Raw genomic sequence first — 23412 nt, forward strand, 5'->3', positions numbered from 1 at the left:
GTCCAGTCACAGGGGCCCTATGGGGCCTTTTTTTTTGCTGAGGTGAATCATGAAAATCCGAACTCTGTGGGGCTTCGAGGGCAACGCGGCCAAGCTGGGGACCGCGAGCGATCAAGTTCGCGCCGGCGTTACGCTTGAAAGCGTCGAGGACGAGTATGCGCATGTGCTGATCGGCAAAGGCCTTGCCGTGTCAGTGACTGAGGGGGCAGGCCCCAAAGAGAACAAGCAGGCGAGCGCGGCCGAGAAAAAAGCTGCTGCCGAGAAAGCCGCAGCTGAAAAGGCAGAAGCGGAAAAAGCCGCTGCCGAACAGGCCGCCGCAGAAAAAGCCGCTGCCGACGAAGCTGAAGCTGCGCGACTGAAAGCGCTGGAAGCCAAGAAAGAGAAGCCGTAATGATCGATCTCTCCCTGGTTAAGCTGCATCTTCGCGTCGACCACGACGAGGAAGATTTGCTTATTCAGGGTTATCTCGAAGCCGCCCTTGAGCACGTTCAGCAGCACTGCGACCGCCGCCTAGTGGAAATCAATCCCGTGCTCCCGAACGAGATGACTCTGACGAAAGATGTCATGCATGCGGTTCTGCTTCTGGTTGCTCACTGGTACACCAATCGAGAAGCCGTATCAGGGCAGTCGGTCAGCACAGTGCCATTGGCAGTTGAACGGTTGCTATGGTACAGGAAGAAATTCTGATGGCGATGAAGGAGCCCGGCGCAGGGGATTTGAACCGGCGCGTAACGTTACGTCGCCGATCCGACATGCCAGCCACTAATGGCGGCCTTGATTCGTTGTTCACGGATGAAAGGAAGCGCTGGGCGCAGATACAGCCGGTCGGAACAGCTGTTTACAGCGGCAGTATCCAGGCGGCTGCCAAAATCACGCACCGCATTACGCTTCGATATCTCGGTGTTCTGCCGACTGACTTTGAAGTGCTCCACGGCGATATCGTCTATCGCGTGCAGCGCGCGACCGACATGAACGGTGGTCACAAATTCACCGTGCTTGAAGTGGAAGAGCTCGGGTCCGACCAGCCTGGAGGAAGCCTCTATGGCTAGACCAGCAGCTTATTTGCACTTCGGCGGATTCGATAGCTACGGCAAGCTCGATTTCGACAAGAAGGAAATCCGCAAAGGCATGCGCAAGGCCGGTGTGCTGGTGCGCGCCGAGGGCCGAAAGCTGGTCAGCAAGCGCGCGGTGTCAGGAAAAGGCCAGTACCCCGGCATGCGTAAGGGCAGGCTACGCCGTTCGATCACATACCGGGTCAGCCGTGCTGGCTTCCTGGTGAAGATCGAACCGCAAAAGACGGCCGACATGAAGGACTTCTACCCGGCTTATCTCTGGTACGGCGTGCGCCGCAGTGCCAAACGTGGCAAGTCCCATAAAAAGCAGGAAGCCACCGGGGCGTGGCGCATAGAGCCTCGCGAGAACTACATGGTCGACTCGCTCAACAACAGCAAGGACGCCGTGCGCTCCATTCTCAAGCAGGCCTTCGCTGCCGCTCTGCGCTGATCAACGAGACCACCAATGAAAATCACTCCTGTGGTGCTGCACCTGCGGCAGCGCTGCCCGCTGTTCGGTGGGCGCGTGGCGGGCGGCATCGACTTCGACGCGGTGAAAGCAAGTCAGCAGGTTGACCGGCCTGGTGCGTTCGTCATCGCGACCGGTGATGACGCCACGGACAACGACCTGCAGAACGGCATCCGGCAAGACATCACGGACGCCTTTGATGTGGTGGTCATCCTGGACGCCAAGGATCAGCGCGGACAACTGGCGGTAGACGTGCTGCACGACATCCGCGCAGAGCTGTGGCGGGCCTTGGTGGGCTGGAAGCCTGGCGTCGAATACGAACCCATCACCTACGACGGTGGCGACCTGATGCAGATCGACCGCGCGCTGGTGATCTACCGCTATTCGTTCGTCACCGCCTTCCAGTTGGGGCGCAACGCTGAAACAGACCCTGCTGAAACTTGGCATGAGCTGGAGCTCGACGGCCTGCCCAGGCTGGAAGGCATGGACATCAACGTGGACTGCATTGATCCGGCAGACCGCAACCTGAAGTACCCCGGCCCGGATGGGCGCATTGAATTTCAACTCAAAGAGGAACTGCCATGAACCGCATCACTGTGGTGCCGGCCAAGGGGCGCGCGGTGCCCGATCCAGAAACCGGGGAACTGCTGCTGCCTGGAGGGCGCGACGTGCCCGATGACGCCTACTGGCGCCGCCGTCTTGCTGATGGCGACGTCGTGATCCCTAACCCTCCTGCCAAAGAGGTCGCGACCAAATGAGCGTAGGATTTCAACAGATCCCCGCGGACGTCCGCGTGCCGCTGTTCTATGCCGAGATGGATAATTCCATGGCAAACAGCGCGTCCAGCGCCTTGCGCCGGCTGATTGTCGGGCAGGTCAAAGACACTTCAACCGCCGAAGAGATCGGCAAGCTGGTGCTGGTGTCCAGCCTGGCGCAGGCCAAGACCATCGGCGGCCAAGGCTCGATGCTGGCGGCAATGTATGACACCTGGCGCAAGAACGATCCTGTCGGCGAGATCTGGTGTCTGCCAGTCAAGCCTACAACCGGCGCCGCCGCCTCGGGCAAGGTCACACTGACCGGAACCGCAACAGAGACTGGTCTGATCAATCTCTATGTGGGCGGTGTTCGCATTCAGGCAACCGTGGCGTCTGGCGCGGCCGCTGCTGTTGCGGCTTCCGCGTTGGCGACCAAGATCAATGCAACGGCGGACCTTCCGGTCAGCGCAGTGGCCGCCGCCGGCGTCGTAACGCTCACCGCCAAGTGGCTGGGTGATTCGGGCAACGACATCAGCCTGGTGCTGAACCGACTGGGCAAGAGCAATGGCGAATACACCCCCGCCGGGCTCACTGCGGTGGTTGCCCCTATGGCCGCTGGCGCGGGCACGCCTGATGCCGCGGCCACGCTTGCGGCGTTGGGTGATGCGCCGTTCGAGTTCATCTGCGTCCCGTGGGCGGATACCACCACCCTCGATGCCTGGAAAGTGGCGATGGGCGATGCGAGTGGCCGCTGGTCGTGGGCCAAACAGCTCTATGGCCATGTTTACGGAGCACTGCGCGGCACCCTGGGTTCTCTGGTTGCCGCTGGGCAGTTGCGCAACGACCAGCACACCACCATCTATGGCTTTGAAACCGGTGTTCCGCAGCCGTTCTGGCGCGTTGCCGCCGCTGCTGCCGCGCGTCAGGCGGTGTTCATTTCCGCCGATGCCAGCCGCCCAACGCAAACCGGCGCTCTGGTCGGGATTGACCCAGCAGCTGAAGGCTCCCGCTTCACGCTCACCGAGTTCAACTCGCTGCTGCAATATGGCATCGCCACGTTGTTCTACGAAGGCGGCTACATGCGCATTCAGCGCGCAATCACCACCTACCAGAAGAACGCCTATGGTCAGGCTGATGATTCGTACCTGGACAGCGAAACGATGCATCAGAGCGCGTACATCGTGCGTCGGCTCAAAAGCATCATCACCAGCAAGTACGGGCGGCACAAGCTGGCGAACGACGGCACCCAGTTCGGCGATGGCCAGCCAATTGTCACCCCGAACGTCATCAAGGGTGAGCTGATCAGCGAGTACGGCAATCTGGAGCGCGACGGCCACGTCGAGAACGCCGGGTTGTTCGCGCAGTACTTGATTGTCGAGCGCGACCCCAACACCCCGACCCGCGTCAATGTGCTGTATCCGCCGGACTATGTGAACGGGCTGCGCATCTTCGCGCTCCTGAACCAGTTCCGGCAGCAGTACGCCGCTGACGCGGCATAACGCTGTCCCATCATCCAGGCCCGCCATGTGCGGGTTTTTCATTTGGAGGCCCACCCATGGGGCAGAAAGTTGCAGGTACGTGCTACGTCAAGGTCGACGGCACGCAGTTGACCCTCAAAGGCGGCGTGGAAGCTCCGCTGATGGATAAGACCCGGGAGACGATCGTGCCCGGTTACTACAAGGAAGAGGACAAGGCCCCCTGGCTGAAGTTTTCTGCCGTGCACACGCCGAACTTCCCGCTCAAGGCATTGACCGAGGGCACAAACATGACCATCACCGCCGAGCTGAAGAACGGCAAGGTCTACACGCTCTCCGGCGCCTACCTGGTCGATCAGCCCAGCTCGAACGGCGAAGAGGGCACCATTGAAATGCAGTTCGACGGCATCAAAGGGGTATGGCTGTGAGCGAATCTTTCAAACTCAGTTTCCCCATTCAGGCGCACGGTGAAGAGCTGACAGCTTTGGACATGCGCCGTCCGACGTCGCAGGAAGCCCGGGCGATCAAGGCCTTGCCGTACAAGATCGACGCGGACGAAGCGGTTTGTCTGGATCTGGACGTTGCAGCCAAGTACATCGCCGTATGCGCAGCAATCCCGCCGTCCGCAGTCAACCAGCTGGACCTGGCAGACCTCAATTCGCTGGCGTGGATGGTGGCGGGTTTTTTCATGAGCCCGGCGTCGAAAGTCTCGACAACCTGATCGCTCTGGTCTACGACCTGGCCTACTTCTGGAAGGTTGACCCCGAACAGATGATGGCCAGGCCGCTGGATATCTTTCTTGAATCGCTGGCGCAGGCTCAGCGCATCAACCGCACGCTGCAGGTGGACTGATGGCAGATCAATTTCAGCTCAAGGCGCTGATCACCGGCGTCGACAAGCTGTCGCCGACCTTGGCCGGGATCCGCAAGAACGTGGCGGGCTTTCGCAAAGGACTGCAGAACACCGGCCTGGGCAACATCAGTTTCCGAGACGTGGTCACAGGCGGTGCGCTCGCGGCGCCCTTCGTCATGGGCACGCGCGCTGCGATTCAGTTCGAGTCGGCCATGGCGGACGTGCGCAAGGTCGTCAATTTCGACACGCCTGATCAATTCAAGGCAATGGGCGAAGACATCACCAAGATGTCGGAGCGCCTGCCAATGGCCGCCAACGATATCGCCAAGATTGTCGCCGCGGGCGGACAGTCCGGCATCGGTCGCGGCGAACTGCTGGGCTTCGCTCAGGATGCGGTCAAGATGGGCATCGCTTTCGATCAGACCGCCGAGGAAAGCGGCGACATGATGGCGAAGTGGCGAACCTCTTTCAAAATGACTCAGGCCGAAGTGGTGGGACTGGCCGACAAAATCAACTATCTGGGCAACACCGGTCCGGCCAATACCAAACAGATCTCCGACATCGTGACCCGGGTGGGGCCTTTGGGTGAAGTCGCGGGCGTGGCCTCGGGCCAGATTGCAGCAATGGGCGCGACAATGGCTGGAGTAGGTGTCGAGCAGGAAGTCGCCGCCACCGGCATCAAGAATTTCATGTTGTCCCTTACCAAAGGCAGCGCTGCTTCAAAGAGCCAGGCCAATGCGTTCAAGTCGTTGCGGCTCGATTCCAAAGCTGTGGCGGCGGGCATGCAGAAAGACGCGCAGGGCACCATGGTCAGCGTCCTAAAACGCATTGCGGCCGTGGATGCGGTCAAGCGCCCAGCGCTACTGACCAATCTTTTCGGGACTGAGTCCGTCGCCGCCATCGCGCCGCTACTGACCAATCTCGGGCTGCTCGAGAGCAACTTGAAAAAGACGGGTGATGCTTCGCAATACGCTGGCTCAATGGAGGCCGAGTACGCCTCGCGAGCCGCCACGACTGAAAACAACCTGACGCTCATGCGCAATGCGGTGAGCCGAGCCGGCATCGCGCTCGGTAACGCCTTTTTGCCTGTGCTCAATGCGGTGGTCGAAAAGCTTCGGCCATTTATCAGCCAGGTGGGCGACTTGATTCAGGCCAACCCGATGTTCGTCAGAGGCTTGGCTGCGGCAGGCGCAGCGTTCACCGCAATCCGAGTCGGTGCTTTGGCCGCGATGGTTGCCACGCGTCTGCTGACGCTGGCGTTCGCCGCCACACCCATCGGGATTGCTGCTGTGGCCATCGCCGCCGCCGTAGGTTTGATCGTCGCAAACTGGGACACCCTGGCTCCTTACTTCGAGCAGTTGTGGAACAGCATCAAAGGCCCGGCCATGGCCGTTTGGGGGTGGATGAAGGAGGCGTTTAAGTGGTCGCCGGTCGGGCAGATTATTGCCAACTGGCAACCCATCAGTACCTTTTTGGGCGCTCTATGGGATGTCGTCAAAGCGGCGGCCGGATCAGTCATGGAATTCCTGAAGTCTGCTTTTAACTGGGCGCCCATGACTGTCGTGGCCCGCAATTGGCAACCGCTGTCCGAGTTCTTCAGTGCGTTATGGGATGTGATTCGCGCGGTGACAGCAGCGGCTTGGACTGGAATCAAAGACACGATGTCGGCGGCGTGGAGTTGGATCAAGGAGCAAATCGGATTCGACCCGGTGCAGATCGTCACTGCCGCCTGGGATCCGCTGGTGGCCTACTTCAAAGGCTTGTTCGAGAAGATCCGGCCGTTTATCCAGCCGTTGACGGATGCCGGAAATTGGGCTGGTGACAAAGCGGGCGCCGCTTCCGACTGGGTCAAAGGCAAGGCGGGGGAAGTCAGCAACTTTTTCTCGAAATCCGATCCGACCTCTCTCGGCGCCGGCGTGATCAACGACGGCACACAGGGGCTTCGACGGTTTGCGGCCGGTATCAATAAGCAGGCCGAGCCTGTCGCCGGTGTTGCTGGCCCAAACCTGAGCACGCCAACACCGCTTCTGCCCGGGGCCGTTCTACCGGCGCCGGGCAATCTGCTTGCCGGCGCATCAAACAGGTCACAACTCAACGGCGAGCTGGTCATCCGGCTGGAGGGCGACACACGCGGCGTACGCCCTCAACCCGCCAAGACCGATCAGCCGGGTCTGAAGGTCAGCACCAACGTCGGTTATCGATCCCTATCAGGAGCGCAGTAGATGGCTGACACCTGGCGCGAGCAGTTACTGCCGGCCTCTTTCCGGGACGTGACTTTCCTCATCGAGGACACTTCGACGCCGGTGGGCCGTAAGGTCCAGTTGCACGAATACCCCAAGCGCGATCAGGCCTACACCGAGCAGATGGGCAAGGTGGCCCGGATTCACAGGGTAAAGGCTTATGTGATCGGGCCCGATTGCTTCGAGCAGCGCGACAAGCTGCTCAAGGCGCTGGAAACCGAAGGCGAGGGCACGTTGGTGCATCCTTGGCTCGGCCAGATGCTGGTAGTGCCTGGCGCGGCAGAAATGGCGCACAGCCGGCGAGAAGGGGGGATGGTCACTTTCGAGTTGACGTTCTACCCCGGCAACGCGCAGGCGAACCCTTCGGTGCGCAGCAACACTGCACGGATGACGGCGCAGACTTCGGCCAGTTATTGGAGCAGTGCGCTTGATCGGTACAAGTCGGCCATGGCCAAGGTGGACACTGCGCGAATCAACCTAATCGGCCTGCAGAATGGGCTGACCGGCGTGTTCGGTGTTCTGACGGGACAGTTTTCGCCCTTAAGCGGTGCCATTGGTTCGGTGCGTTCGTTGGCCCAGATGCTGACTAACACACCCGGTTCGTTGTCCAGCCTGTTCAGCGGGTACTTTAGCGATCTGGGATTGTCGACCCCGAAGGGTGCGAGCTCATCTTTCAAACCTGGCGGCAGCAGTGGCGGCAGTGTTGGCAATGCGGGCAGTTCGGCGGGCTCAGCTACGGTGAGCAGCGCGACCAGCCCGACCAGCGCTGGCGCGGCGACGTTCGACAGCTACAGCAACGCGGTGGCCACCGTATCCAGCCAAGCTGAAGACGCTGCGTCGATCAACGACGTGCCGGTGTCCAGCGGCGCCGATACCACGGCCGCCGCTCAGGCGCTGGCGAACTTGGTCCAGGATGCGGTGCTTGTACAGGCCACAGCCACCGTGGCGCAGATGCCCGTTAATTCCGCAGCCTCGGCGCTGGAAAGCACGCCGTCTGTTGAGCAGCAGTTGATCCACCCTGTCGTTCGCGCCGAGGTGCCCGTCGCGCAGGATGTGATTGCGGCTCGGGACTCTCTCGATCAGGCGTTCTGGCAGGCGTCGCTCAAGGCGGACGCCACCTACTACCCGACAATCAATGCTGCTCGCCAGCAGGTGGTGCGCCACCTCACGGCCGTGGCCGCGTCAGGGGTGCAGCTGGTCAGCGTGACCCCGCTGGAAACCGTGCCCGCGGTGGTGCTGGCTTACCGCCGTTTCGGCGACGCCACTCGCGAAGGTGAAATTGTCCAGCGCAACAAAATCAATCATCCCGGTTTCGTGCCGGCCGCACCTTTGCAAGTCGCCAGGGAGTAACAGCGCATGTCCGATCCGACGACGGCCGTGACCCTGACCGTCGACGGGCTGGATTATTCCGGCTGGACCTCGGTCGAGATCAGCACCGGCCTTGAGCGCCAGGCGCGCAGCTTCAGCATCGGCATCACCTGGAAGTGGCCGGGCCAAAATATCCTCCGGCCGGTAAAGCAAGGTGCGCGCTGCGAGGTGCGCATCGGGGGTGATCTGGTGATCACTGGATGGGTGGACGCCACACCCATCAGCTACGACCACGAAAAGGTCACCACCTCCATCACTGGCCGGTCGCTTACCGCTGACCTCATCGACTGTGGCGCGATCAACCAGCCAGGCCAATGGAAGGGCCAGAGCGTGCAGAAGATCGTCCAGGCGATCGCGGGTGTGTACGGCCTGACCGTGAAAAGCGAAATAGCGGCCACCAGCGGCCTGACCGACCACACCATCGAGCCGGGCGAGACCGCCTTCGAGTCCATTGACCGCTTGCTGACCCTGTTCCGGGTGTTCAGTACCGACAACGCGCAGGGGCAAGTGGTGCTGGCCGAGGTGGGGAGCGCGGGCCGCTGTTCTGAGTCGCTGCGGTTGGGCGGCAACGTGCTCAAGGCGGATGCGGCTCTGGATTTCACCCAGGTCTTTTCCGAGTACCGCGTCATCGGTCAGCGCTCCGGTACCGACGAGGATTTCGCCAAAACCGCCACGGAGGTAAATGCCTCGGTGAGCGATCCGCGTATGACGCGCAAGCGGGTCAAGGTGATCCACGAAAGCGGGCAGCTCACGGACAAGATGGCCGCTGACCGGGCGAACTGGGAGCGGGGCACCGCGCTGGGCAAGGCGCTGGAAACGACCTACGAGGTGCAGGGCTGGCGGCAGGCAAACGGCGCGCTCTGGATACCCAACACCATCGTCAGGGTGATCGACCCTGTAATCGGCTATGACCGCGACATGCTTATCGCGGAGGTGACATACCGCCTCGATGACCAGGGGACTATCTGCCAGCTGCGTGTCGGGCCGCCCGAAGGGTATCTGCAAGAACCCGACGATCCGCACAAGCACCGCAAGGTGAAAAAGGGCGACAGCGTCGAATACCTCCTACCAGCGGATTACCAAGATAAATGAGCCGACTAATGAACATGCTGACGCGTGGGGTGGTGGCGCTGGCCAAGTCCACCGGCAAGCTGCAAACCCTGCAGATGCGCCTGACACACGGCGAAGTAAAGGACGGCATGGAGCATCTGGAGCCTTACGGTTTCACCAGCTGCCCGCACGAAGGGGCCGAGGGCCTTGCGGCGTTTATGGGTGGGGACCGGTCGCACGGCGTTGTGATTGTAGTGGCTGACCGGCGCTACCGGTTGCAGGCGTTGGCCGCAGGTGAGGTCGCGATCTACACCGACGAAGGCGACAAGATCCACCTCAAGCGCGGCCGGATCATCGATATCCAGACGGACACGCTCAACATCACGGCGGCCACGGCCGTCAACTTCAACACCCCGACGATCACCCAGACAGGCGAGATCGTCAGTCAGGGCGACCAGGTTGCCGGTGGCGTCAGCCAGATCGACCACCCACATACCGGTGTTCGGCAAGGCAGCGATCAGAGCGGACCGCCGGTTCCGGCAGGTGGCGCATGAGCGTGATCATCAATGACGACGTCGAGGTCAGCCTGCGGCGTGCAGTCGAGATCAGCCTGTTCACATGGCGCCGAGCCAACACGTCGGACCGGGCAGACGACGATGAGCGTTTCGGCTGGTGGGGAGACAGTTACCCACTGGTGGCGAATGACCGCATTGGCTCACGGCTCTGGCTGTTGCGCCGCCGCAAGCTCACCGCCGAGACCATCGGTGCTGCGGTGATGTATGCCCAGGAGGCGCTGAAGTGGCTGATCGATGATGGCCACGTTGCAGGCGTGCAGGTGCTGACGCAGAGGACGGGGCACTCCCGGTTGAACATGGGGGTGGTCCTGACGCTGCCGAGCGGCGAACGCCTCGACATTTACCCACACGAAGATTGGCAGGTGCTCTATGCCGTTTGAAACTCCTAACTTGCCGACATTGATTACCCGAACCGCTGCGGACCTTGCCAGTGATGCGCTGCGCCAATCCGACGCGCAAGTACTTGCCCGTGCCATCAGCGGTACGGCTTACGGCTTGTACGGCTACCTCGACTGGATCGCCCGGCAGATCCTGCCGGACACCGCGGATGAAGCCATGCTCGAGCGGCAGGGACTGCTTCGGCTGGAGACGCCGCGTATCGCCGCCAAAAGCTCCAGCGGTACCGCAAGTTTTCAGGCGGCTACCGGTGCGGTGCTGGACGCCGATCGGGTGGTGCAGGCCACGGACGGCCGGCAGTACCGCGTCGTAACCTCGGTTACCACGACGGCCGGTCTCAACGTTGCCTCGATTGAGGCGGTGGAAGGTGGGGCGCTGGGCAACGCTGCGGCGGGGCTGGTCCTGACCTTGGTGCAGCCGGTAGTAGGCGTCGATCAGACGTTCACCGTTCTGGCACCGGGTCTCACCGGCGGCAGCGATCAGGAGTCGGTCGAATCGCTGCGCAGTCGAGTAAGTCGCAGCTATCGGGTTATCCCTCACGGCGGTGACGCCGACGACTACGTCACATGGGCGCTGGAATGCGCCGGCGTGACGCGCGCCTGGACGGTTAAAAATTATCTGGGCCCCGGCTCCGTCGGGGTTTTCTTCGTGCGCGACGGTGACGCAACGATCATTCCGGATGCCAACGAGGTCGCCACTGTCCAGGCTTACCTCGAAAGCAAGGCCCCCGTTACCGCCGAAGTCTTCGCCTCGGCGCCGGTCCTCAAGGCCGTGAACTACACGATCAAGCTTACGCCCGACACAAGTGCTGTCCGGGCCGCGGTGGTAGCTGAACTTGCGGACCTGCACAAGCGACGGGCGGGGTTGGGCAGCAAGCTGTTGATCAGCCACATCCGGGAGGCCGTCAGTGGCGCCGAAGGCGAGACCGATAGCGTGGTGATAAGCCCTGCAGCCGACGTCCCTGCCAACGCCAATGAGCTGCTAACGGTGGGGACTTTCACATGGCAGTGAGGACCGCCGAACAGTATTTGTCGCAGTTGCATGCGCTGCTGCCGCAAGGGCCGGCCTGGGACATGGAGCGCGTACCGGAGCTGGGCATCGTGCTGGCGGGCCTGGCGCAGGAGATGGCGCGAATCGATGCGCGCGCCGTTGCGCTGAATTCTGAGATGGACCCCACGCTGGTGACCGAACTCGTCCCGGATTGGGAGGCCGTGATGGATCTGCCCGATGCATGCCTTGGGCTCACGCCTTCATTTTCCGACCGACAGAAAGCGGTGCAACAACGCCTCATCGCGGTGGGCAGCCAGCGCGCGTCCTACTTCATAGCGATCGCCAAAAGCCAGGGCTACCCGAACGCCACCATCACCCAGTACAGAGCGCCCCGCTTTGGCAGGTCGCGGTTTGGCGTCAGTCACTTCGGAACCTGGAGCGCCCAGTTCATGTGGACGCTCAACACCGGCGGCAGGCTGCAGCTGGGTCGCCGGTTCGGTGCGAGCTTCTGGGGCGAGCGGTTCGGCACCAATGCCGGCAGCTCGCTTGAGTGCCTGATCAGCCGTTATGCCCCGGCGCACACCGTGCCGCATATCAATTACTCATGAGGAAATAAACACGTGGATTATCCCAAGAGCGTGCCCAACGTTGGGCTGGTGGGCGGTAAGTTTGTCGACGAGAACACCGCGACCGGAACCCCAGGCTCGCTGATACCGGCGGCCTGGGGCAATGCCGTCACTGACGAGATCCTGTCCGTCATCAACAACGGCGGCCTGGCTGCGGCCGAGTCTGACCCGGCGCAGTTGGTGCAGGCCATCCGTGGAGGCGCTTTCTCGTACGCCGGGACTACCGGCGGGGCGAATACTTACAAAGGAACCTTCGTACCTGAGGTCGTCAATTTGATTGACGGCATGACCCTGCGCTTCAAGGCGAACACCACCAACAACAGCACTGCGACCTTCGCGCCGAACAACCTTCCTGCAAAAAACATCATCAGCCTGGGCCAGAACCAACTACGCGGTGGGGAAATCACGGCGGGCAGCTACTGCACTGTGATGTATTCGGCATCCTTCGACGCGTGGGTTCTCGTCTCCGCCACAGGGGGCACCTCGCTAGGTGGAAGACTCATCGGTGTGCAGGCCTTCACACAGGCTGGCGGCACCTACATTCCTACGATCGGCACTAACTTCGTCGTGGTTGAAGTTCAAGGCGGTGGAGGTGGCGGCGGTGGCGCTCCGGCCACAGCAAGCGGCGTCGGCAGCGCGGCCGGCGGCGGCGGGGCTGGCGGTTACAGCTCCGCGCGACTCACATCAGGTTTTGCGGGTGTTGCGGTGAATCTGGGCGCGGGCGGTGCCGGCGGAAACGCGACGCCGAGCTCAGGAGGCAATGGCGGTAGTTCGTCGTTTGGCTCGCTGGTGAGCGCCAGTGGTGGGGGTGGCGGCTCGTTCATGGCTGCGACAGCGACCTACCCAATTCAGGCTGCAGGCGCGAACGGCGCGGTCGGCGGCGCTGGCAACATCGCTACCGGTCCTGGGGCAGGTGGTGGCGCGGGCGTGATCCTCACCGCAGGTAACGGCATTTCCGGCGCTGGAGGTCCGAGCCATTTCGGCGGCGGTGGGTTCAAGGCGGTTGGCTCGGCGCCAGGCGGCGCGGGTGTATACGGCGGTGGCGGCGGCGGGGCTATTTCGCAGGGCAACACAGGCGGTGGTTTCGCTGGCGGCCCGGGCGGTCTGGGGCTGGTTATTGTTTGGGAGTATGCATGATGAAAGTTTATGCCCGGGTGCTTGACGGCGAGGTGTGGGAAATCATTCCGCCATTTGCGGCGGACGATGGGTCAGAGGTGCCTATTGAGGATCGTTTCCCGGCTGAGTTCGTGGCTGAACTGGTAGAAATTACAGGTCTCGATCCACAACCAGATCAGCGCTGGACGTACAACGGCAAGAAGTTCGCCGCCCCCGTCCCGTACCAGGCCACCCCTGATGAAATCAGGGCGACCAACACCGCTGAGCGTGATCGTCTACTGAGCATCGCCACCCTTGCCATCGCACCGCTGCAGGACGCTGCCGACCTAGAGGAGGCCACTGCATCCGAAACAGCGATGTTGAAGAAGTGGAAGCAGTACCGGGTGGCGGTGAACCGGGTGGACTTGGTAGCTGAAGGGCCAGATTGGCCTGGTCCACCCGCCTAAAAGCCCTGCCCGTAGCGCAACGCATTTGACTTCGGGGGCTTGGGAGTTGAGATCGCCGGAGCGGTAGCATTCGCTCGCCTGGCTTTCAACGCAGATATCAGACCCAGGCCTGATGCCGTGAACGGAATGCTCGACGTCCAGCTAAATCGGTAACCGCCCTGGTCCAGGTATGCCACCGAGCAATTCACCATTTGGCACTGGGACAGATGCCGTGCGGCCTCAAAGTCCAGAGTGATTAGAAGCTCAGCGAACGAAAGCTGACCTTCCGTGCAGTCGCTCAATAGAAGAAGAGTTTTATCCAGCCGTGCCTTTTCCATAGCGGGGATCTCCAGAGATTAATAAACGCCATATCGGCAGCTGGGGCTGTTGCTTCACAGCAATCATGGGAAAGCCGACACAAGGTTCGGCAAGAGGATAGCTTGGTTTTCGAGAACAACAACATTTCAGCCCGCCATCGAGCGGGATTTTTTATGCCTGGAGAAAAGTGATGACCGTGACTGAAAAACATCGCGATGTGCTCGCGCGCACGCTGTGGGGCGAGGCTCGCGGCGAGGGCCTGGCCGGAATGGTGGCCGTCGCCTGGACGATCCGCAACCGCGTGGAAGACGGCAAAGACAAGTCGTGGTGGGGCGAGGGCTACGCCGGCGTCTGCCAGAAGCCGTACCAGTTCAGCTGCTGGAACCGCAACGACCCGAACTATCAGTTCCTGAGCGGTGCGCGGCAGATCCCGTTCCGCGAGCTGGCGCAGTGCCGGATTGCTGCCGACCAGGTGATCGACGGCAAGGTGCCGGACCCCACCGGCGGGGCGACCCACTATTACGCGACCACCATGCCCAAGGCACCGGACTGGGCTGCCAAAGCAAAGCAGACGCTGAAGCTGGGCAACCACGTTTTCTTCCGCAACGTGCCCTGAGGAGCGAGCTGTGCAGACGACGATAAAAGAAGAAACCTTCACCCGCGCCCTGCGCGTGACGTTGGGCGTTAAGGCTAACGGCGGCTCGGTCGCGATTCAGGTCAAGATGGGCGACAGTTGGGTGACGGCCGACACGCTCTGGAACGATGGGGCTTACCAACTCAACATCCCGCGGGCAACGGTCCGATTCGCTCCGTCCGGTGGCGCTGCCTTCGAGGTGTTCGCATGACCCTGCTCGCCGAGGCGCAGCCAACCCGACGCCGCATTCGTCGCGGTCTGGGATTGCTGGGCGACAGCTTCAGCGCGAACAGCCACACCGTTGCCGCCACCGCGTTTGGCACGGAGGCTTATGGCCCTGCCGGAGCGATCGCGGCAAAGACCGGCCTGTTTCCCAGCTACCTGGACAACCAAGGGAAAGTCGGCGACCACTCAGGACAGTTCTTGCCGAGGGTTCCGTCCTGCCTGACCTCGCTTACCGCAGATCTGTGGATGCTGCTGTCGCGCACCAATGACAGCACCACTGCGGGCATGACTTTGGCCGACAGCATGGCAAACGTGATGAAGGCGGTCATCGCGTTCCAGAATACGCCGGGCAAATACCTGATCGTCGGCACTGGCACGCCGCGCTTCGGCACCAAGGCGTTGGCCGGCGCCGCGCTGGCGGACGCGATAGCCTACAAGGACTGGGTGCTGGGCTACGTCCGGCAGTTCGTACCGGTGGTCAATATTTGGGACGGGTTCACACAGGACATGACCGTCGATGATCTGCATCCGAACCTAATCGGCGCCGAATTCATCCAGTCTCGCTGCGTGCCGATCATCAACGCCAATTTCGAATTCTTCGGCGTGCCGCTGCCCACGGATGCCGCCGACCTGTACTCGGCGATTCGCCCGTTCGGCTGTCTGAACCCAAATCCTCTGATGACCGGCACCACTGGCGTCATCAACGCCGCAGCGAACCCAGTCGCAGGTTCGGTTCTGGCGGACAACTACAAGGCATCGGGTTCGGGCCTGACCGGAATCACTTCGCGCTGGTACAAGGAGCAGTCAGCGTTCGGTGAGGCCCAGTGCATTGAACTCGGCGGCACACTGGCGGCGGCCGGCGGCTACATCTATTTGCAGCCAGCGGCGAACGTCACGCTGTCGAATGTGCTGGCCGGCGACGTCATCGAAATGGTGTCCGCGCCGGAGATCGTCGGCAACAGTCGCGGGATCCTCGGCTGGGAAGCTGAATTGATCATCACCAAACCGGTTGCGGGCACGTCCACCACCATCTATTACCGGTCGATGGACAAATATCAGGAACCCTTCACGCTCCCAGCCAACTGGAAGGGCGCGCTGGAGACGCAGCGGTATACGTGCGATGTCACGGAAACGGTCGTCACCTCGCGCATGGGCCTGTACCTGGCCGCCGGCATCGTTCAAGACAGCAGGGTGAAGGTCGCGCAGTTCGGCGTCCGTAAGGCCTGAGCGCCTCCGGTCGGCAGTAATTGACGCCGGTGGCGCAGCTTCGGTTAACTGTACGTATATACAGTTAAGTCGAGCAGTCAGGCATGTACGTTCTCATCACTCCGCGCCGCAACCTCGGCGTTGCTGTACCGAAAGATCAGCTCAGCAGGATCTCACCCTTCAAGGGCGACGTGCAGATCGTCGAATCTCAGTGCTCCGCCCTTGGCCGCATTACCCGGGAAGCCTTCATCTTGAACAGCGTCGGCCACGCGAGGGATGCCTTGCCAAGGCTTCTGGATGCCAGCGTGACGAGCATGGGTACCCAGGGTCTGATTATTTCCGGCATCGAGCAAATAGAGGAGGCGTTCTACTTCCAGTCGTGGTGGTGCCGCTTTGAGTGATGGTAGGCGTCACTGCCACCTTCTCATTCACGAGACGCCTCTACCTTCGCGCGGCTCCAAGCGAGCACCTCTGATCTCACCCAAGCCACAGATCGTCCGCCCAGCTTTACCTGTTTAGGAAACTGGCCCTTACTGGCCATCTCGTAAATCTTCGTGGTACCAAGGCTTGTGAGCCTTCTCACCTCCGGCAGACGAATGAACTCAATCGGTTGATTACTACCCTCAGTGATCATGAGGTTGCCTCCCGCGGCACAAGCCGCATTGTCATTATCTTCGGCGATTGGAGACTCGCCCCATTAGCCGATCATGCTCCGCCTTCGCAGACCTATGTCGAGCGTCTAGATAATCGGCGAGGTCGTTCACGTGGACGCCGCGTGCTGACTTCTGGCTTTCCTCCAGCTTGATCAGTGGCAGGTCGATCTGCCCAGCCGCGACCTTCATCCTCATCACCTCGGGCGTCAGGTGGGTAAAGTAGTCGGAGCAGATGCGCTCCAGAGGAATCATGACTTGGCCGTCGTACTGGGCCATGAGGAGGAATAGCGTTTTCATGCGACAAAGGCTAATGAACTGACCGATCACTGTCAAAAGCTCGGTGTGCACGGCCAGCAATCGTAAGCTATGGCCGCCAGTGAGGACCTCGTTTTAGCTGTGCCACAAAATGTTGAAGAAAAGGGTTGCGATCCGCATAGCCTCCAAAATCGCCCGGGGCGAACTCCCAATTTTCGCCGTTCCAAACGACGTCGCTATTGGTCGGCTTGTCGGGGTGCGACACGACCATGCAGTCACATAACGTGGTGTCTTGATGGACCATCGCCACAACGCACGCTGTTTGGCCCACATAAATCCAATCTCCAACCTTTATCTCAGGACGCCCAGCCATGTCTGATCTAACTCCAAAGGAGCGAGTATTTAAGTCGCTTGAGTACGTTGAGCAATCTTAGCTTCTGGGGGAGAGCCTAGAAGAACGTCGCTATGAAATAAACCGGAACATCAAAAATGCCCTGTCGTGGAAATCCGAGCTTCGAAAAATCCATTCAGCAGCGGGAACCGAGCTGACTCCCGGATTTGCCAATGCCCTCGACCCACAGGCAGCCGAAACCTGCAGAAGGCCTTCTTTTCACCTACGCTTACCGCTCCACAGGATAGGATACGGTCATGAGCGAAGGCAGCGAAAGGGTTTTGCGGATGGCGCTGAAGGCGGTGCTGGTTGCGGCGCAGGAATGCTTAGTCGACATTGATGAACTGACGGAATTGGCGATTCAGTCGATGTACGGCGAGCAGCTCTACAACCCGGAGGATGTGGCTGAGGCCTCAACCGCGATCGAGGTAGCGGCGGATGCGTTGCCGATAATTCACTAAATGTCGTCCGGCGGTGCTTGGATGATCTGACAACATGGACCCTGGGGCAGCACCGAGTCGCGGTTGCTGGGAGGCCGTCAACAGCATTGAGCTGCAGTGCTGTTCACGTGAAGTGGATGACGGTCAGCCCGTCGCAGCGGGCGGCGTAGGCTAAAGAAAAACCGGCTGACCGACCGGGCGCTAGGCCTCGGCAATTCAATCTTAGTACAAGGCCAGGTCGGTGCCGATCAGAACGACCAAAGGGCAGCGCGGTGGGCCGGGTGAGGAAATGGATCAGGATCGCGTTCAGAGAAAAACTCTATATGCCGAGGTATGGGATACTCCCATGCTTACCCTCGCTCCAAAGTACGGCGTCTCGGCCGTCTTCCTCAGACGCGTTTGCGTACGCCTTGGCATACCGTGCCCGCCGCGAGGTTACTGGGCGAAAAAGGAGTCAGGACAGCGACTAAAGATTCCGCCACTTCCCAAATCCCAGGCTGGCGCGCCAACTGGTTGGCGCAAGGGAGATGTGCTTTCCCGTAACGTAGAACCTGAGCAAACTCAGGACATGCCGAAATCTGGAAGCGCCCGACGCGCCATGATCATGGGGTCGCTCGGCTCGTTTACGAGTGGCAGGGTAGCCAGTGACGGCTACTTGAAGCCTGCCAAACGAAATCTCCCAGACCTAGTGGTCACTGAACCGACGCTACGTCGTGCGGCTTCAATCCTCATGAAGCTAGCGACTCGGTTCCGCGATCTGGATCACAGGATCTCAGTCGCTTGCGGGGAAAGAGGGTATACACGCAAGGTTATTGGAGATGAGGACGGCCGGCTGAAGCGATCGGTTTTCGCTACAAGCACCTGGGGACCTGCGCTACCTACAATTGTCTTCATAGACGAGATTGCGATCGGCCTGACGATTTACGAGCAGACCGTGGACAAAGAGATGGTCTACCTCAACGGCAAATATGTGTCTGTGCACGAGGCGAGAAAGCTCAAGCCCGGGCTATGGAAAGGAATTAGAGCTGAGCGTTATGAGCTCACGACTGATCGAGCCCCCTCGAAACGACTTTGCCTTAGAGCCTACAGTCCCTATCACCTGATCGAATGGACGCAGACTTGGACAGAGCGCAGTGCCAGCCTCGCAAAGCAGATCGACAACATCGTGGAGTCATTGATTACGCGCTCGAAATCGCTCGCAGTCGAGCTTGCTGAGGCCAATCGCGCGGCTGCTTTGGAGCGTGCCCGGTGGGAAGCCGAGTGGGCAAAAGCGAATGCCAGAGATGAGCGCTTAGCGATCCTGAAACAACGGGAGGCCGCGCTTAAAGAGCTGCTCAACACGATCGATAGTTGGAGAGCTGGAAGAAGGACTGAGGCTTTCTTTGACGACATCATTGCTCGGTCGACAGCTATGGACGCCGAGGCCCGCCGGGCGCTTCTGGCGAAAGTAGAAGATGCGAAGAAGCTGCTCCAGAGCCCGGACAGCGTCGAAGCGTTAATGGCCTGGATTTCCCCACCAGCCGCGCCCCCTGAGTAGAGGCCGTACACCGAGCCGGAAGCCAGAGGATCGTTTCGAACACATGGCGGGGGAGCTGGAAGGACATGCTTTAGATCAGCCCTATAGGTGCGAGGCCGCCGGGACAGCCACGAGTTGGCGGATGCGGCTGAACCTAGCTGCGGGCGTTGCGCTTGATTCGAAGGTCAAGGTCGCGCAGACCGGGGTGAGGAAGATGTAAGTCCCCACCTACACGCAAAGGGCCAGCTTGCGAGAAATCGCAAACTGGACTGTCTGGGGTTCAGATCATAACCGCCCGGCGAGCTCGCCAGCATGTGTCTCAAGACTATCAGCCGTTCAAGTAATTCTCAGCAGGAGGATGCTGTCAGACTGCCTCCACTGAATAAGGCTGACTCCTGAACCTCGTCGCCCGCTGTCTTGCCGCAATTAAAACAGTCACGTACCGAATGAACTATCGAACTATCGAACTGGGAAAAGGAGTGGCAGAACTGGTAGCCACAAAGGACGCTTCGTGTTCAGCCATGGCTTCTGGAGCAGCAGACGACCAGCTCCACGCTGGTGACAATAAATTCCCACCCGGAGTTTGGTGTCTCCAGAGCTTTGATAATCAGTGATCGGATGAGCGGTATTTGATCAATTTTTGTTGAGAGCAGTACGTCGAGAACCTTCTGAGCTTCGCCTGCGGTGGGAGGTCTTGGTATAGCGTCGGGCGTTGCGAAGGTTACCCTTACGGTTTCTCCGGTCGCAAGCACTCCTGTCACGGTTGATGAGTGCAGGTTCCGAGGATAGGACTTGACCTCCAGCGATATGATACTTGCCGCAGAGGCAGAAAAATTCGTCTTGATAGTGTTGGCAAATGCCAATATCTGGTCCTGATCTCTGGAAATACTCAAGAGAGTCGCCTGGAGACCGGCAGCGTTCCCATGAAAGAACGAAACAATCGCGTCGGAAATATCAAACCTTTCCGTTGGGGTGGTTTTCCAGCTCACCTTCACTGCCAGTGTAATATTCGCGCCGTCAGACAATATAACGCTGGCGCTTCCAGTCTGGTCATAGCTCATTTTTCATCCTGAACCTTGTAAGTGTAGAGCTTAAATACAGCGACTTGATTAAGTCGTTTACAGCGACATTATGAAATCATCCAGCTCACTAGGAGGCCATACTGTCTTGGCCAGGAATATGCCGACCACTCCTGTTACGCCGGGCAAATCTTGCAGCAAAGATTTTGCCGCGTTGAACGAAGCGCCGAGCGTGATAACGTCATCTAGAACAACAATGTCAGGCTTGAGGGGTTCTCCTAGGAGCGTTAGGTCAACGGCCATTGTTTTCTTCAGATCTGTAGGAGTGAGCCGGCCTCCCTCGTGTTGGCTAGGGCGCAAAGCTGTCTGCACAAGAATCTGCCGGACATCCAGAGTTGGACACCTTCTGCGCAGAGAGTTGAGAATTCTCAGCATCCGATCATCATATTCAGGATGCCCGTTCGGTTTGGAACAGGGCATCGGGACGAAAGTAGTGTCCTTGGCAGATGCATCAAGATCAACAGTCTCGCTGATCATTCTTGCCCAATATTCTATGGCCTTACCTTTGTAGTAGAGCTGGGCCTCACTGGACGTAGGTTTGTTCTTCAGGTTCCAAATCTGCTGATTCGTGACGCTAACTTGGAAGCCGCCCCCCGACGTGTACTCACCATAGTGGTAGCACAGATCGTCATCGACCAGCCATTTGTATTCGTCATTGTCCAGCTTTGTGTATCTCGTCATCCGTGAGCATTCCGATGATGTCAGTTACATTCTTGACTCGCACCGCGCCCAGCTTCTCGAATCGAGCTGGCCACGTTAAGTCGTCCCGCCGAAAACAGCTATCTAGGATGAACAGCTTGCGCTTTTGCGCAAGGGCCGCTCTCGCCTGGACAAGAGTGCCTGACGTGTTGCCTGCTTCTACGATGATCGTCGCGCTGGTTAGCGCTGACATCGTGACATTGCGGGCAGGGAAGAAAAGACGGTTAGTTTTGAAGTTTTGATCGCGATACCGAAGAAATGGCACCTGAGATATAACTAGATGATCGCGCGCGATGAGCTCCTGCAGGTCGCGATTCTCTTTAGGGTAGCACTGGTCGAGCGGGGTACCAATTACGGCAATGGTATTACCGCCTGCGTGAAGCGCAGCATGATGGGCGGCAGAATCGATACCCTTAGCGAGTCCGGAGACGATGGTATACCCGCTTTTAACCAGCTTGTGCGCGATCAATCCTGCATTGAATTCACCCTCCTCAGAAGGCGCGCGCGTTCCTACTATGGCCACCGATTTGGTATCAACCAGTTCCCAATTGCCTTGGTAATAGAGAAGCTCAACAGGGTGATCTGCGTCGCGGAGCTTCTTTGGGTATTCGCCAGCCCCGTGCACTCTTACGCCAACCTTAGATAAAAACTCGACACCAACCTCGGACAGCAGTCGCTGGTGTGCGATTGCCGAGTTTCCCGTGTCGACCAGATCGCTGGGTATCGCCCCACGATTCGAGCGAAATAGTTCTGCGAGATTCGCGAACCATGCGCCTTGGTTGAGCCATAGTGATTCGTAAGCGCAAATCTCCTCAATCGGCACAATTGGCCTGGACTTGAAGAGCTTCATGCCCGTTGTCGTGAAATTGATCATTTGAGATTCTATCGCTGTATGCATCAGTGCAATGCCCTCGCCTTGTCCATGTACGTCCAACGGCGTCGAGAAGCGCGTTGGGGCTGGCGTGTTTTCCGTTTACTGATGGTGCAATGTACGCCAAGGATTGCGTCGCGTCACCACGCCACCGGAATACGGACTCAAGGCGCTGCGGTTTATGCGCTGCCACCGTTAACCGTCCTAGAGTGGCGGTGTCAGGCTGCGCGGAACAGGGAGCTCCACGAGCATGTCCTGCAGGTGCCGGTTTTGCTAATACAGCTGCCGGTCGTTCTGGCTGACGCTGGAAATGTCGCGAATTCTCTCATTGAGCGGCGAGTTCGCCCACTCGCCACTCAACGGCTTGCTCAACCACGAGGTATAGCGCCTCGATGGAAACAGGTTGCAGCGCTTTCAACCGCTCGACTCCCAAGACGAAACCTTCAGCTCGAATCCCAGCTCGCTCAGCCTCACCGCCGGTCGTGGCGCGGTTGATCGTGGCCAGCAGCAGATCGAGCTCCTGCCTGACAGTGGCGGGCATGGTGATGTTGTCAATGGTCATATCAAGCGTACTTCCAAGGTGGTGCGCCAAAAAACGTTGATCGCGATCCCGTACCAATTTTTGTACCAATGCATGCGTTTTGCTGGTTTTTCGTGGGTACGCCAAAGTAAGCAAACCCCTGAATTTACTGTACGTACCTACTTCAGCTTTCCCTGAAAACCCTTCAAAGAATAGCGGTGTAGTTCTGTTCCAGAGTCACAGGGGTGTGTTCCGTGTGGGTTCAAAAAACGCAGGGTTGCGGGCCTGCAAAGGCGCACATAGTAGCGTAGCTGGACGCGCAGGGGTACGGCAGGCGGCCGAGGGGCCTGCGGCATGGCGCCGCCGTGACAGTGTCAGCTGACCTTTACCCAACCTTTACCGAGGAGATATGTCGAAATGTGTCGGCTTGATGTCTTACGTAACGGGTGACAAATGCCCGGATGAAGAGAGTGCTTATGATGGTTAGCCGAATCGCGAAAATCGCACTGGTGATTGCCCTGGCATCGTCGGTTTCGGGGTGTTTTTTTGGGCCGGGTTGGGGTCGCCACGGTGGTGGCTGGCATGAACACCGTTATTACGACGGTGGCCCATACGATGGCGGGCGGGGCGGTAATGGCCCTGGACCGGGTTACTACCGCCGCTGATTCTATTGATCATTGAACGCTTGAAGCACAGGCCGCGACGGGAAGCCCCATCCTTCGCGGCCTTTTTGTGGGTGGCTGCTTCGTATCACGCTCGATACCTGGTCGGTACCAAACCACGACGCGGATTCACCGGCTCGTGCTGTCAGAAGCAGCAGGTGAGGAATACCTGTGATCAAGCACGCTTTGAGAGAGAAATCGAAATGTTGAGTCGTATAGTGAAAGTCGCGATGGTCATCGCGGTGATGTCAGCCATGTCCGGATGCTGGCCATTCTGGGGCCCGGGCGGGGGAGGCCACGGTGGTGGCGGCGGTGGTGGTGGCGGCGGTCACTACGAAGGCGGCCAGGGTGGCGGCGGTGGTGGCGGTGGCGGTGGTCCAGGTCCGCGTTGATGTGATGGCGCTCTTCGATTGGCGGGACAGCTGATTGAACGGGCGCTGAGTAATCCGTAGGAGCCGGCTTGCTGGCGAATGCGTGGGGTCAGTGGGTAAAGAGGGTGACTGACCTAACGTTTTCGCGGGCAAGCGCGCTCCTACAGGTGATTTGCGCCGTCC

At 59.7% G+C, this 23412-nt stretch carries 31 protein-coding genes; 25 read left to right on the forward strand and 6 right to left on the reverse strand.

Translation table 11 applies throughout. The features are described 5' to 3' along the window. Positions 1 to 49 precede the first annotated feature (49 nt). From L4G42_RS25485 to L4G42_RS25590, 22 genes are all read left to right on the forward strand, one after another. Entirely contained in the window at positions 50 to 391 is a 342-nt protein-coding gene (locus L4G42_RS25485; RefSeq protein WP_237261329.1) for a hypothetical protein, read from the forward strand. Beyond that, positions 391 to 687, forward strand: a complete 297-nt coding sequence (locus tag L4G42_RS25490) for a head-tail connector protein (RefSeq protein ID WP_237259332.1) — start codon at positions 391 to 393, stop codon at positions 685 to 687. The genes L4G42_RS25485 and L4G42_RS25490 overlap by 1 nt, the downstream gene beginning before the upstream one ends. Then, positions 687 to 1049 carry a phage head closure protein gene (locus tag L4G42_RS25495; RefSeq protein WP_237254972.1) on the forward strand — a complete coding sequence of 121 codons (363 nt, stop codon included), beginning with the start codon at positions 687 to 689 and terminating at the stop codon, positions 1047 to 1049. Before L4G42_RS25490 ends, L4G42_RS25495 begins: the two co-directional genes overlap by 1 nt. Then, on the forward strand, positions 1042 to 1503 hold the full coding sequence (locus L4G42_RS25500) for a hypothetical protein (RefSeq protein ID WP_237261330.1): 462 nt from the start codon (positions 1042 to 1044) through the stop codon (positions 1501 to 1503). Before L4G42_RS25495 ends, L4G42_RS25500 begins: the two co-directional genes overlap by 8 nt. Positions 1504 to 1518: 15 nt before the next feature. Continuing rightward, complete coding sequence (locus tag L4G42_RS25505) at positions 1519 to 2106, forward strand: phage tail terminator protein (protein WP_237261332.1); 588 nt, start codon at positions 1519 to 1521, stop codon at positions 2104 to 2106. Next, a complete protein-coding gene (locus tag L4G42_RS25510; protein ID WP_237261334.1) occupies positions 2103 to 2279 on the forward strand; it encodes a DUF2635 domain-containing protein in 177 nt (58 codons plus the stop codon). Before L4G42_RS25505 ends, L4G42_RS25510 begins: the two co-directional genes overlap by 4 nt. Then, a complete protein-coding gene (locus L4G42_RS25515) occupies positions 2276 to 3775 on the forward strand; it encodes a phage tail sheath subtilisin-like domain-containing protein (protein WP_237261336.1) in 1500 nt (499 codons plus the stop codon). The genes L4G42_RS25510 and L4G42_RS25515 overlap by 4 nt, the downstream gene beginning before the upstream one ends. A 56-nt stretch (positions 3776 to 3831) precedes the next feature. Next, positions 3832 to 4179: a phage tail tube protein gene (locus L4G42_RS25520; protein WP_237259337.1), complete on the forward strand. Its 348-nt coding sequence runs from the start codon at positions 3832 to 3834 to the stop codon at positions 4177 to 4179. Next, positions 4176 to 4472 (forward strand): phage tail assembly protein, encoded by a 297-nt coding sequence (locus tag L4G42_RS25525; protein WP_237261338.1) that lies wholly within the window; start codon positions 4176 to 4178, stop codon positions 4470 to 4472. The genes L4G42_RS25520 and L4G42_RS25525 overlap by 4 nt, the downstream gene beginning before the upstream one ends. A 190-nt stretch (positions 4473 to 4662) precedes the next feature. Then, positions 4663 to 6825 (forward strand): phage tail tape measure protein, encoded by a 2163-nt coding sequence (locus tag L4G42_RS25530; protein WP_237261340.1) that lies wholly within the window; start codon positions 4663 to 4665, stop codon positions 6823 to 6825. Further along, positions 6826 to 8193 carry a DNA circularization protein gene (locus L4G42_RS25535; RefSeq protein WP_237261343.1) on the forward strand — a complete coding sequence of 456 codons (1368 nt, stop codon included), beginning with the start codon at positions 6826 to 6828 and terminating at the stop codon, positions 8191 to 8193. It begins immediately after the preceding gene. Positions 8194 to 8199: 6 nt separating this feature from the next. Continuing rightward, on the forward strand, positions 8200 to 9303 hold the full coding sequence (locus L4G42_RS25540; protein WP_237261345.1) for a phage baseplate assembly protein: 1104 nt from the start codon (positions 8200 to 8202) through the stop codon (positions 9301 to 9303). Beyond that, positions 9300 to 9815, forward strand: coding sequence for a phage baseplate assembly protein V (locus L4G42_RS25545; protein WP_237261347.1), 516 nt, complete (start codon positions 9300 to 9302; stop codon positions 9813 to 9815). Before L4G42_RS25540 ends, L4G42_RS25545 begins: the two co-directional genes overlap by 4 nt. A 2-nt stretch (positions 9816 to 9817) precedes the next feature. Beyond that, the gene (locus tag L4G42_RS25550) at positions 9818 to 10216 is read left to right on the forward strand and encodes a phage GP46 family protein (RefSeq protein ID WP_237261381.1); all 399 of its coding nucleotides are present in this window, start codon (positions 9818 to 9820) and stop codon (positions 10214 to 10216) included. Beyond that, positions 10206 to 11243, forward strand: coding sequence for a baseplate J/gp47 family protein (locus L4G42_RS25555; RefSeq protein WP_237261349.1), 1038 nt, complete (start codon positions 10206 to 10208; stop codon positions 11241 to 11243). Before L4G42_RS25550 ends, L4G42_RS25555 begins: the two co-directional genes overlap by 11 nt. Then, complete coding sequence (locus L4G42_RS25560; RefSeq protein WP_237261351.1) at positions 11234 to 11830, forward strand: YmfQ family protein; 597 nt, start codon at positions 11234 to 11236, stop codon at positions 11828 to 11830. The genes L4G42_RS25555 and L4G42_RS25560 overlap by 10 nt, the downstream gene beginning before the upstream one ends. Before the next feature lie 12 nt (positions 11831 to 11842). Continuing rightward, positions 11843 to 12985 carry a hypothetical protein gene (locus L4G42_RS25565; RefSeq protein WP_237261353.1) on the forward strand — a complete coding sequence of 381 codons (1143 nt, stop codon included), beginning with the start codon at positions 11843 to 11845 and terminating at the stop codon, positions 12983 to 12985. Then, positions 12982 to 13410: a tail fiber assembly protein gene (locus L4G42_RS25570; protein ID WP_272905137.1), complete on the forward strand. Its 429-nt coding sequence runs from the start codon at positions 12982 to 12984 to the stop codon at positions 13408 to 13410. Before L4G42_RS25565 ends, L4G42_RS25570 begins: the two co-directional genes overlap by 4 nt. Positions 13411 to 13897: 487 nt before the next feature. Beyond that, the gene (locus L4G42_RS25575) at positions 13898 to 14323 is read left to right on the forward strand and encodes a cell wall hydrolase (protein WP_237261355.1); all 426 of its coding nucleotides are present in this window, start codon (positions 13898 to 13900) and stop codon (positions 14321 to 14323) included. 10 nt (positions 14324 to 14333) lie between these two features. Beyond that, positions 14334 to 14552 carry a hypothetical protein gene (locus tag L4G42_RS25580; protein ID WP_237261357.1) on the forward strand — a complete coding sequence of 73 codons (219 nt, stop codon included), beginning with the start codon at positions 14334 to 14336 and terminating at the stop codon, positions 14550 to 14552. Next, positions 14549 to 15793, forward strand: a complete 1245-nt coding sequence (locus L4G42_RS25585) for an SGNH/GDSL hydrolase family protein (protein ID WP_237261359.1) — start codon at positions 14549 to 14551, stop codon at positions 15791 to 15793. The genes L4G42_RS25580 and L4G42_RS25585 overlap by 4 nt, the downstream gene beginning before the upstream one ends. An 83-nt stretch (positions 15794 to 15876) precedes the next feature. After that, positions 15877 to 16173: a hypothetical protein gene (locus tag L4G42_RS25590; RefSeq protein ID WP_237261361.1), complete on the forward strand. Its 297-nt coding sequence runs from the start codon at positions 15877 to 15879 to the stop codon at positions 16171 to 16173. Between the two features lie 23 nt (positions 16174 to 16196). Here the strand turns inward: L4G42_RS25590 and L4G42_RS26095 are convergent, their stop codons facing one another. Together L4G42_RS26095 and L4G42_RS25600 are read right to left on the reverse strand one after the other, a co-directional pair. Continuing rightward, positions 16197 to 16406 carry a helix-turn-helix transcriptional regulator gene (locus tag L4G42_RS26095; protein WP_272905138.1) on the reverse strand — a complete coding sequence of 70 codons (210 nt, stop codon included), beginning with the start codon at positions 16404 to 16406 and terminating at the stop codon, positions 16197 to 16199. Positions 16407 to 16440: 34 nt separating this feature from the next. Then, positions 16441 to 16722, reverse strand: coding sequence for a pyocin activator PrtN family protein (locus L4G42_RS25600; RefSeq protein WP_237261387.1), 282 nt, complete (start codon positions 16720 to 16722; stop codon positions 16441 to 16443). A gap of 606 nt (positions 16723 to 17328) precedes the next feature. Here L4G42_RS25600 and L4G42_RS25605 point away from each other — a divergent pair. Together L4G42_RS25605 and L4G42_RS25610 are read left to right on the forward strand one after the other, a co-directional pair. Continuing rightward, complete coding sequence (locus L4G42_RS25605) at positions 17329 to 17532, forward strand: hypothetical protein (protein ID WP_237261364.1); 204 nt, start codon at positions 17329 to 17331, stop codon at positions 17530 to 17532. Positions 17533 to 18445: 913 nt separating this feature from the next. Then, positions 18446 to 19048, forward strand: a complete 603-nt coding sequence (locus L4G42_RS25610; protein WP_237261365.1) for a hypothetical protein — start codon at positions 18446 to 18448, stop codon at positions 19046 to 19048. A gap of 494 nt (positions 19049 to 19542) precedes the next feature. Here the strand turns inward: L4G42_RS25610 and L4G42_RS25615 are convergent, their stop codons facing one another. The 4 genes from L4G42_RS25615 to L4G42_RS25630 form a co-directional block, all read right to left on the reverse strand. Then, positions 19543 to 20088 carry a hypothetical protein gene (locus tag L4G42_RS25615; RefSeq protein WP_237261367.1) on the reverse strand — a complete coding sequence of 182 codons (546 nt, stop codon included), beginning with the start codon at positions 20086 to 20088 and terminating at the stop codon, positions 19543 to 19545. Between the two features lie 57 nt (positions 20089 to 20145). Next, positions 20146 to 20787, reverse strand: a complete 642-nt coding sequence (locus tag L4G42_RS25620) for a hypothetical protein (RefSeq protein ID WP_237261369.1) — start codon at positions 20785 to 20787, stop codon at positions 20146 to 20148. Beyond that, positions 20759 to 21679 carry a DNA-processing protein DprA gene (locus L4G42_RS25625; RefSeq protein ID WP_237261371.1) on the reverse strand — a complete coding sequence of 307 codons (921 nt, stop codon included), beginning with the start codon at positions 21677 to 21679 and terminating at the stop codon, positions 20759 to 20761. Before L4G42_RS25625 ends, L4G42_RS25620 begins: the two co-directional genes overlap by 29 nt. Positions 21680 to 22001: 322 nt before the next feature. Then, on the reverse strand, positions 22002 to 22238 hold the full coding sequence (locus L4G42_RS25630; RefSeq protein ID WP_237261373.1) for a hypothetical protein: 237 nt from the start codon (positions 22236 to 22238) through the stop codon (positions 22002 to 22004). Positions 22239 to 23061: 823 nt separating this feature from the next. Between L4G42_RS25630 and L4G42_RS25635 the strand changes: the two genes are divergently transcribed. Continuing rightward, positions 23062 to 23250, forward strand: a complete 189-nt coding sequence (locus L4G42_RS25635; protein ID WP_237252478.1) for a hypothetical protein — start codon at positions 23062 to 23064, stop codon at positions 23248 to 23250. Positions 23251 to 23412: the final 162 nt, after the last annotated feature.

Origin of the sequence: Pseudomonas petrae, assembly GCF_021728295.1 — a bacterium.
Lineage (GTDB): Bacteria > Pseudomonadota > Gammaproteobacteria > Pseudomonadales > Pseudomonadaceae > Aquipseudomonas > Aquipseudomonas petrae.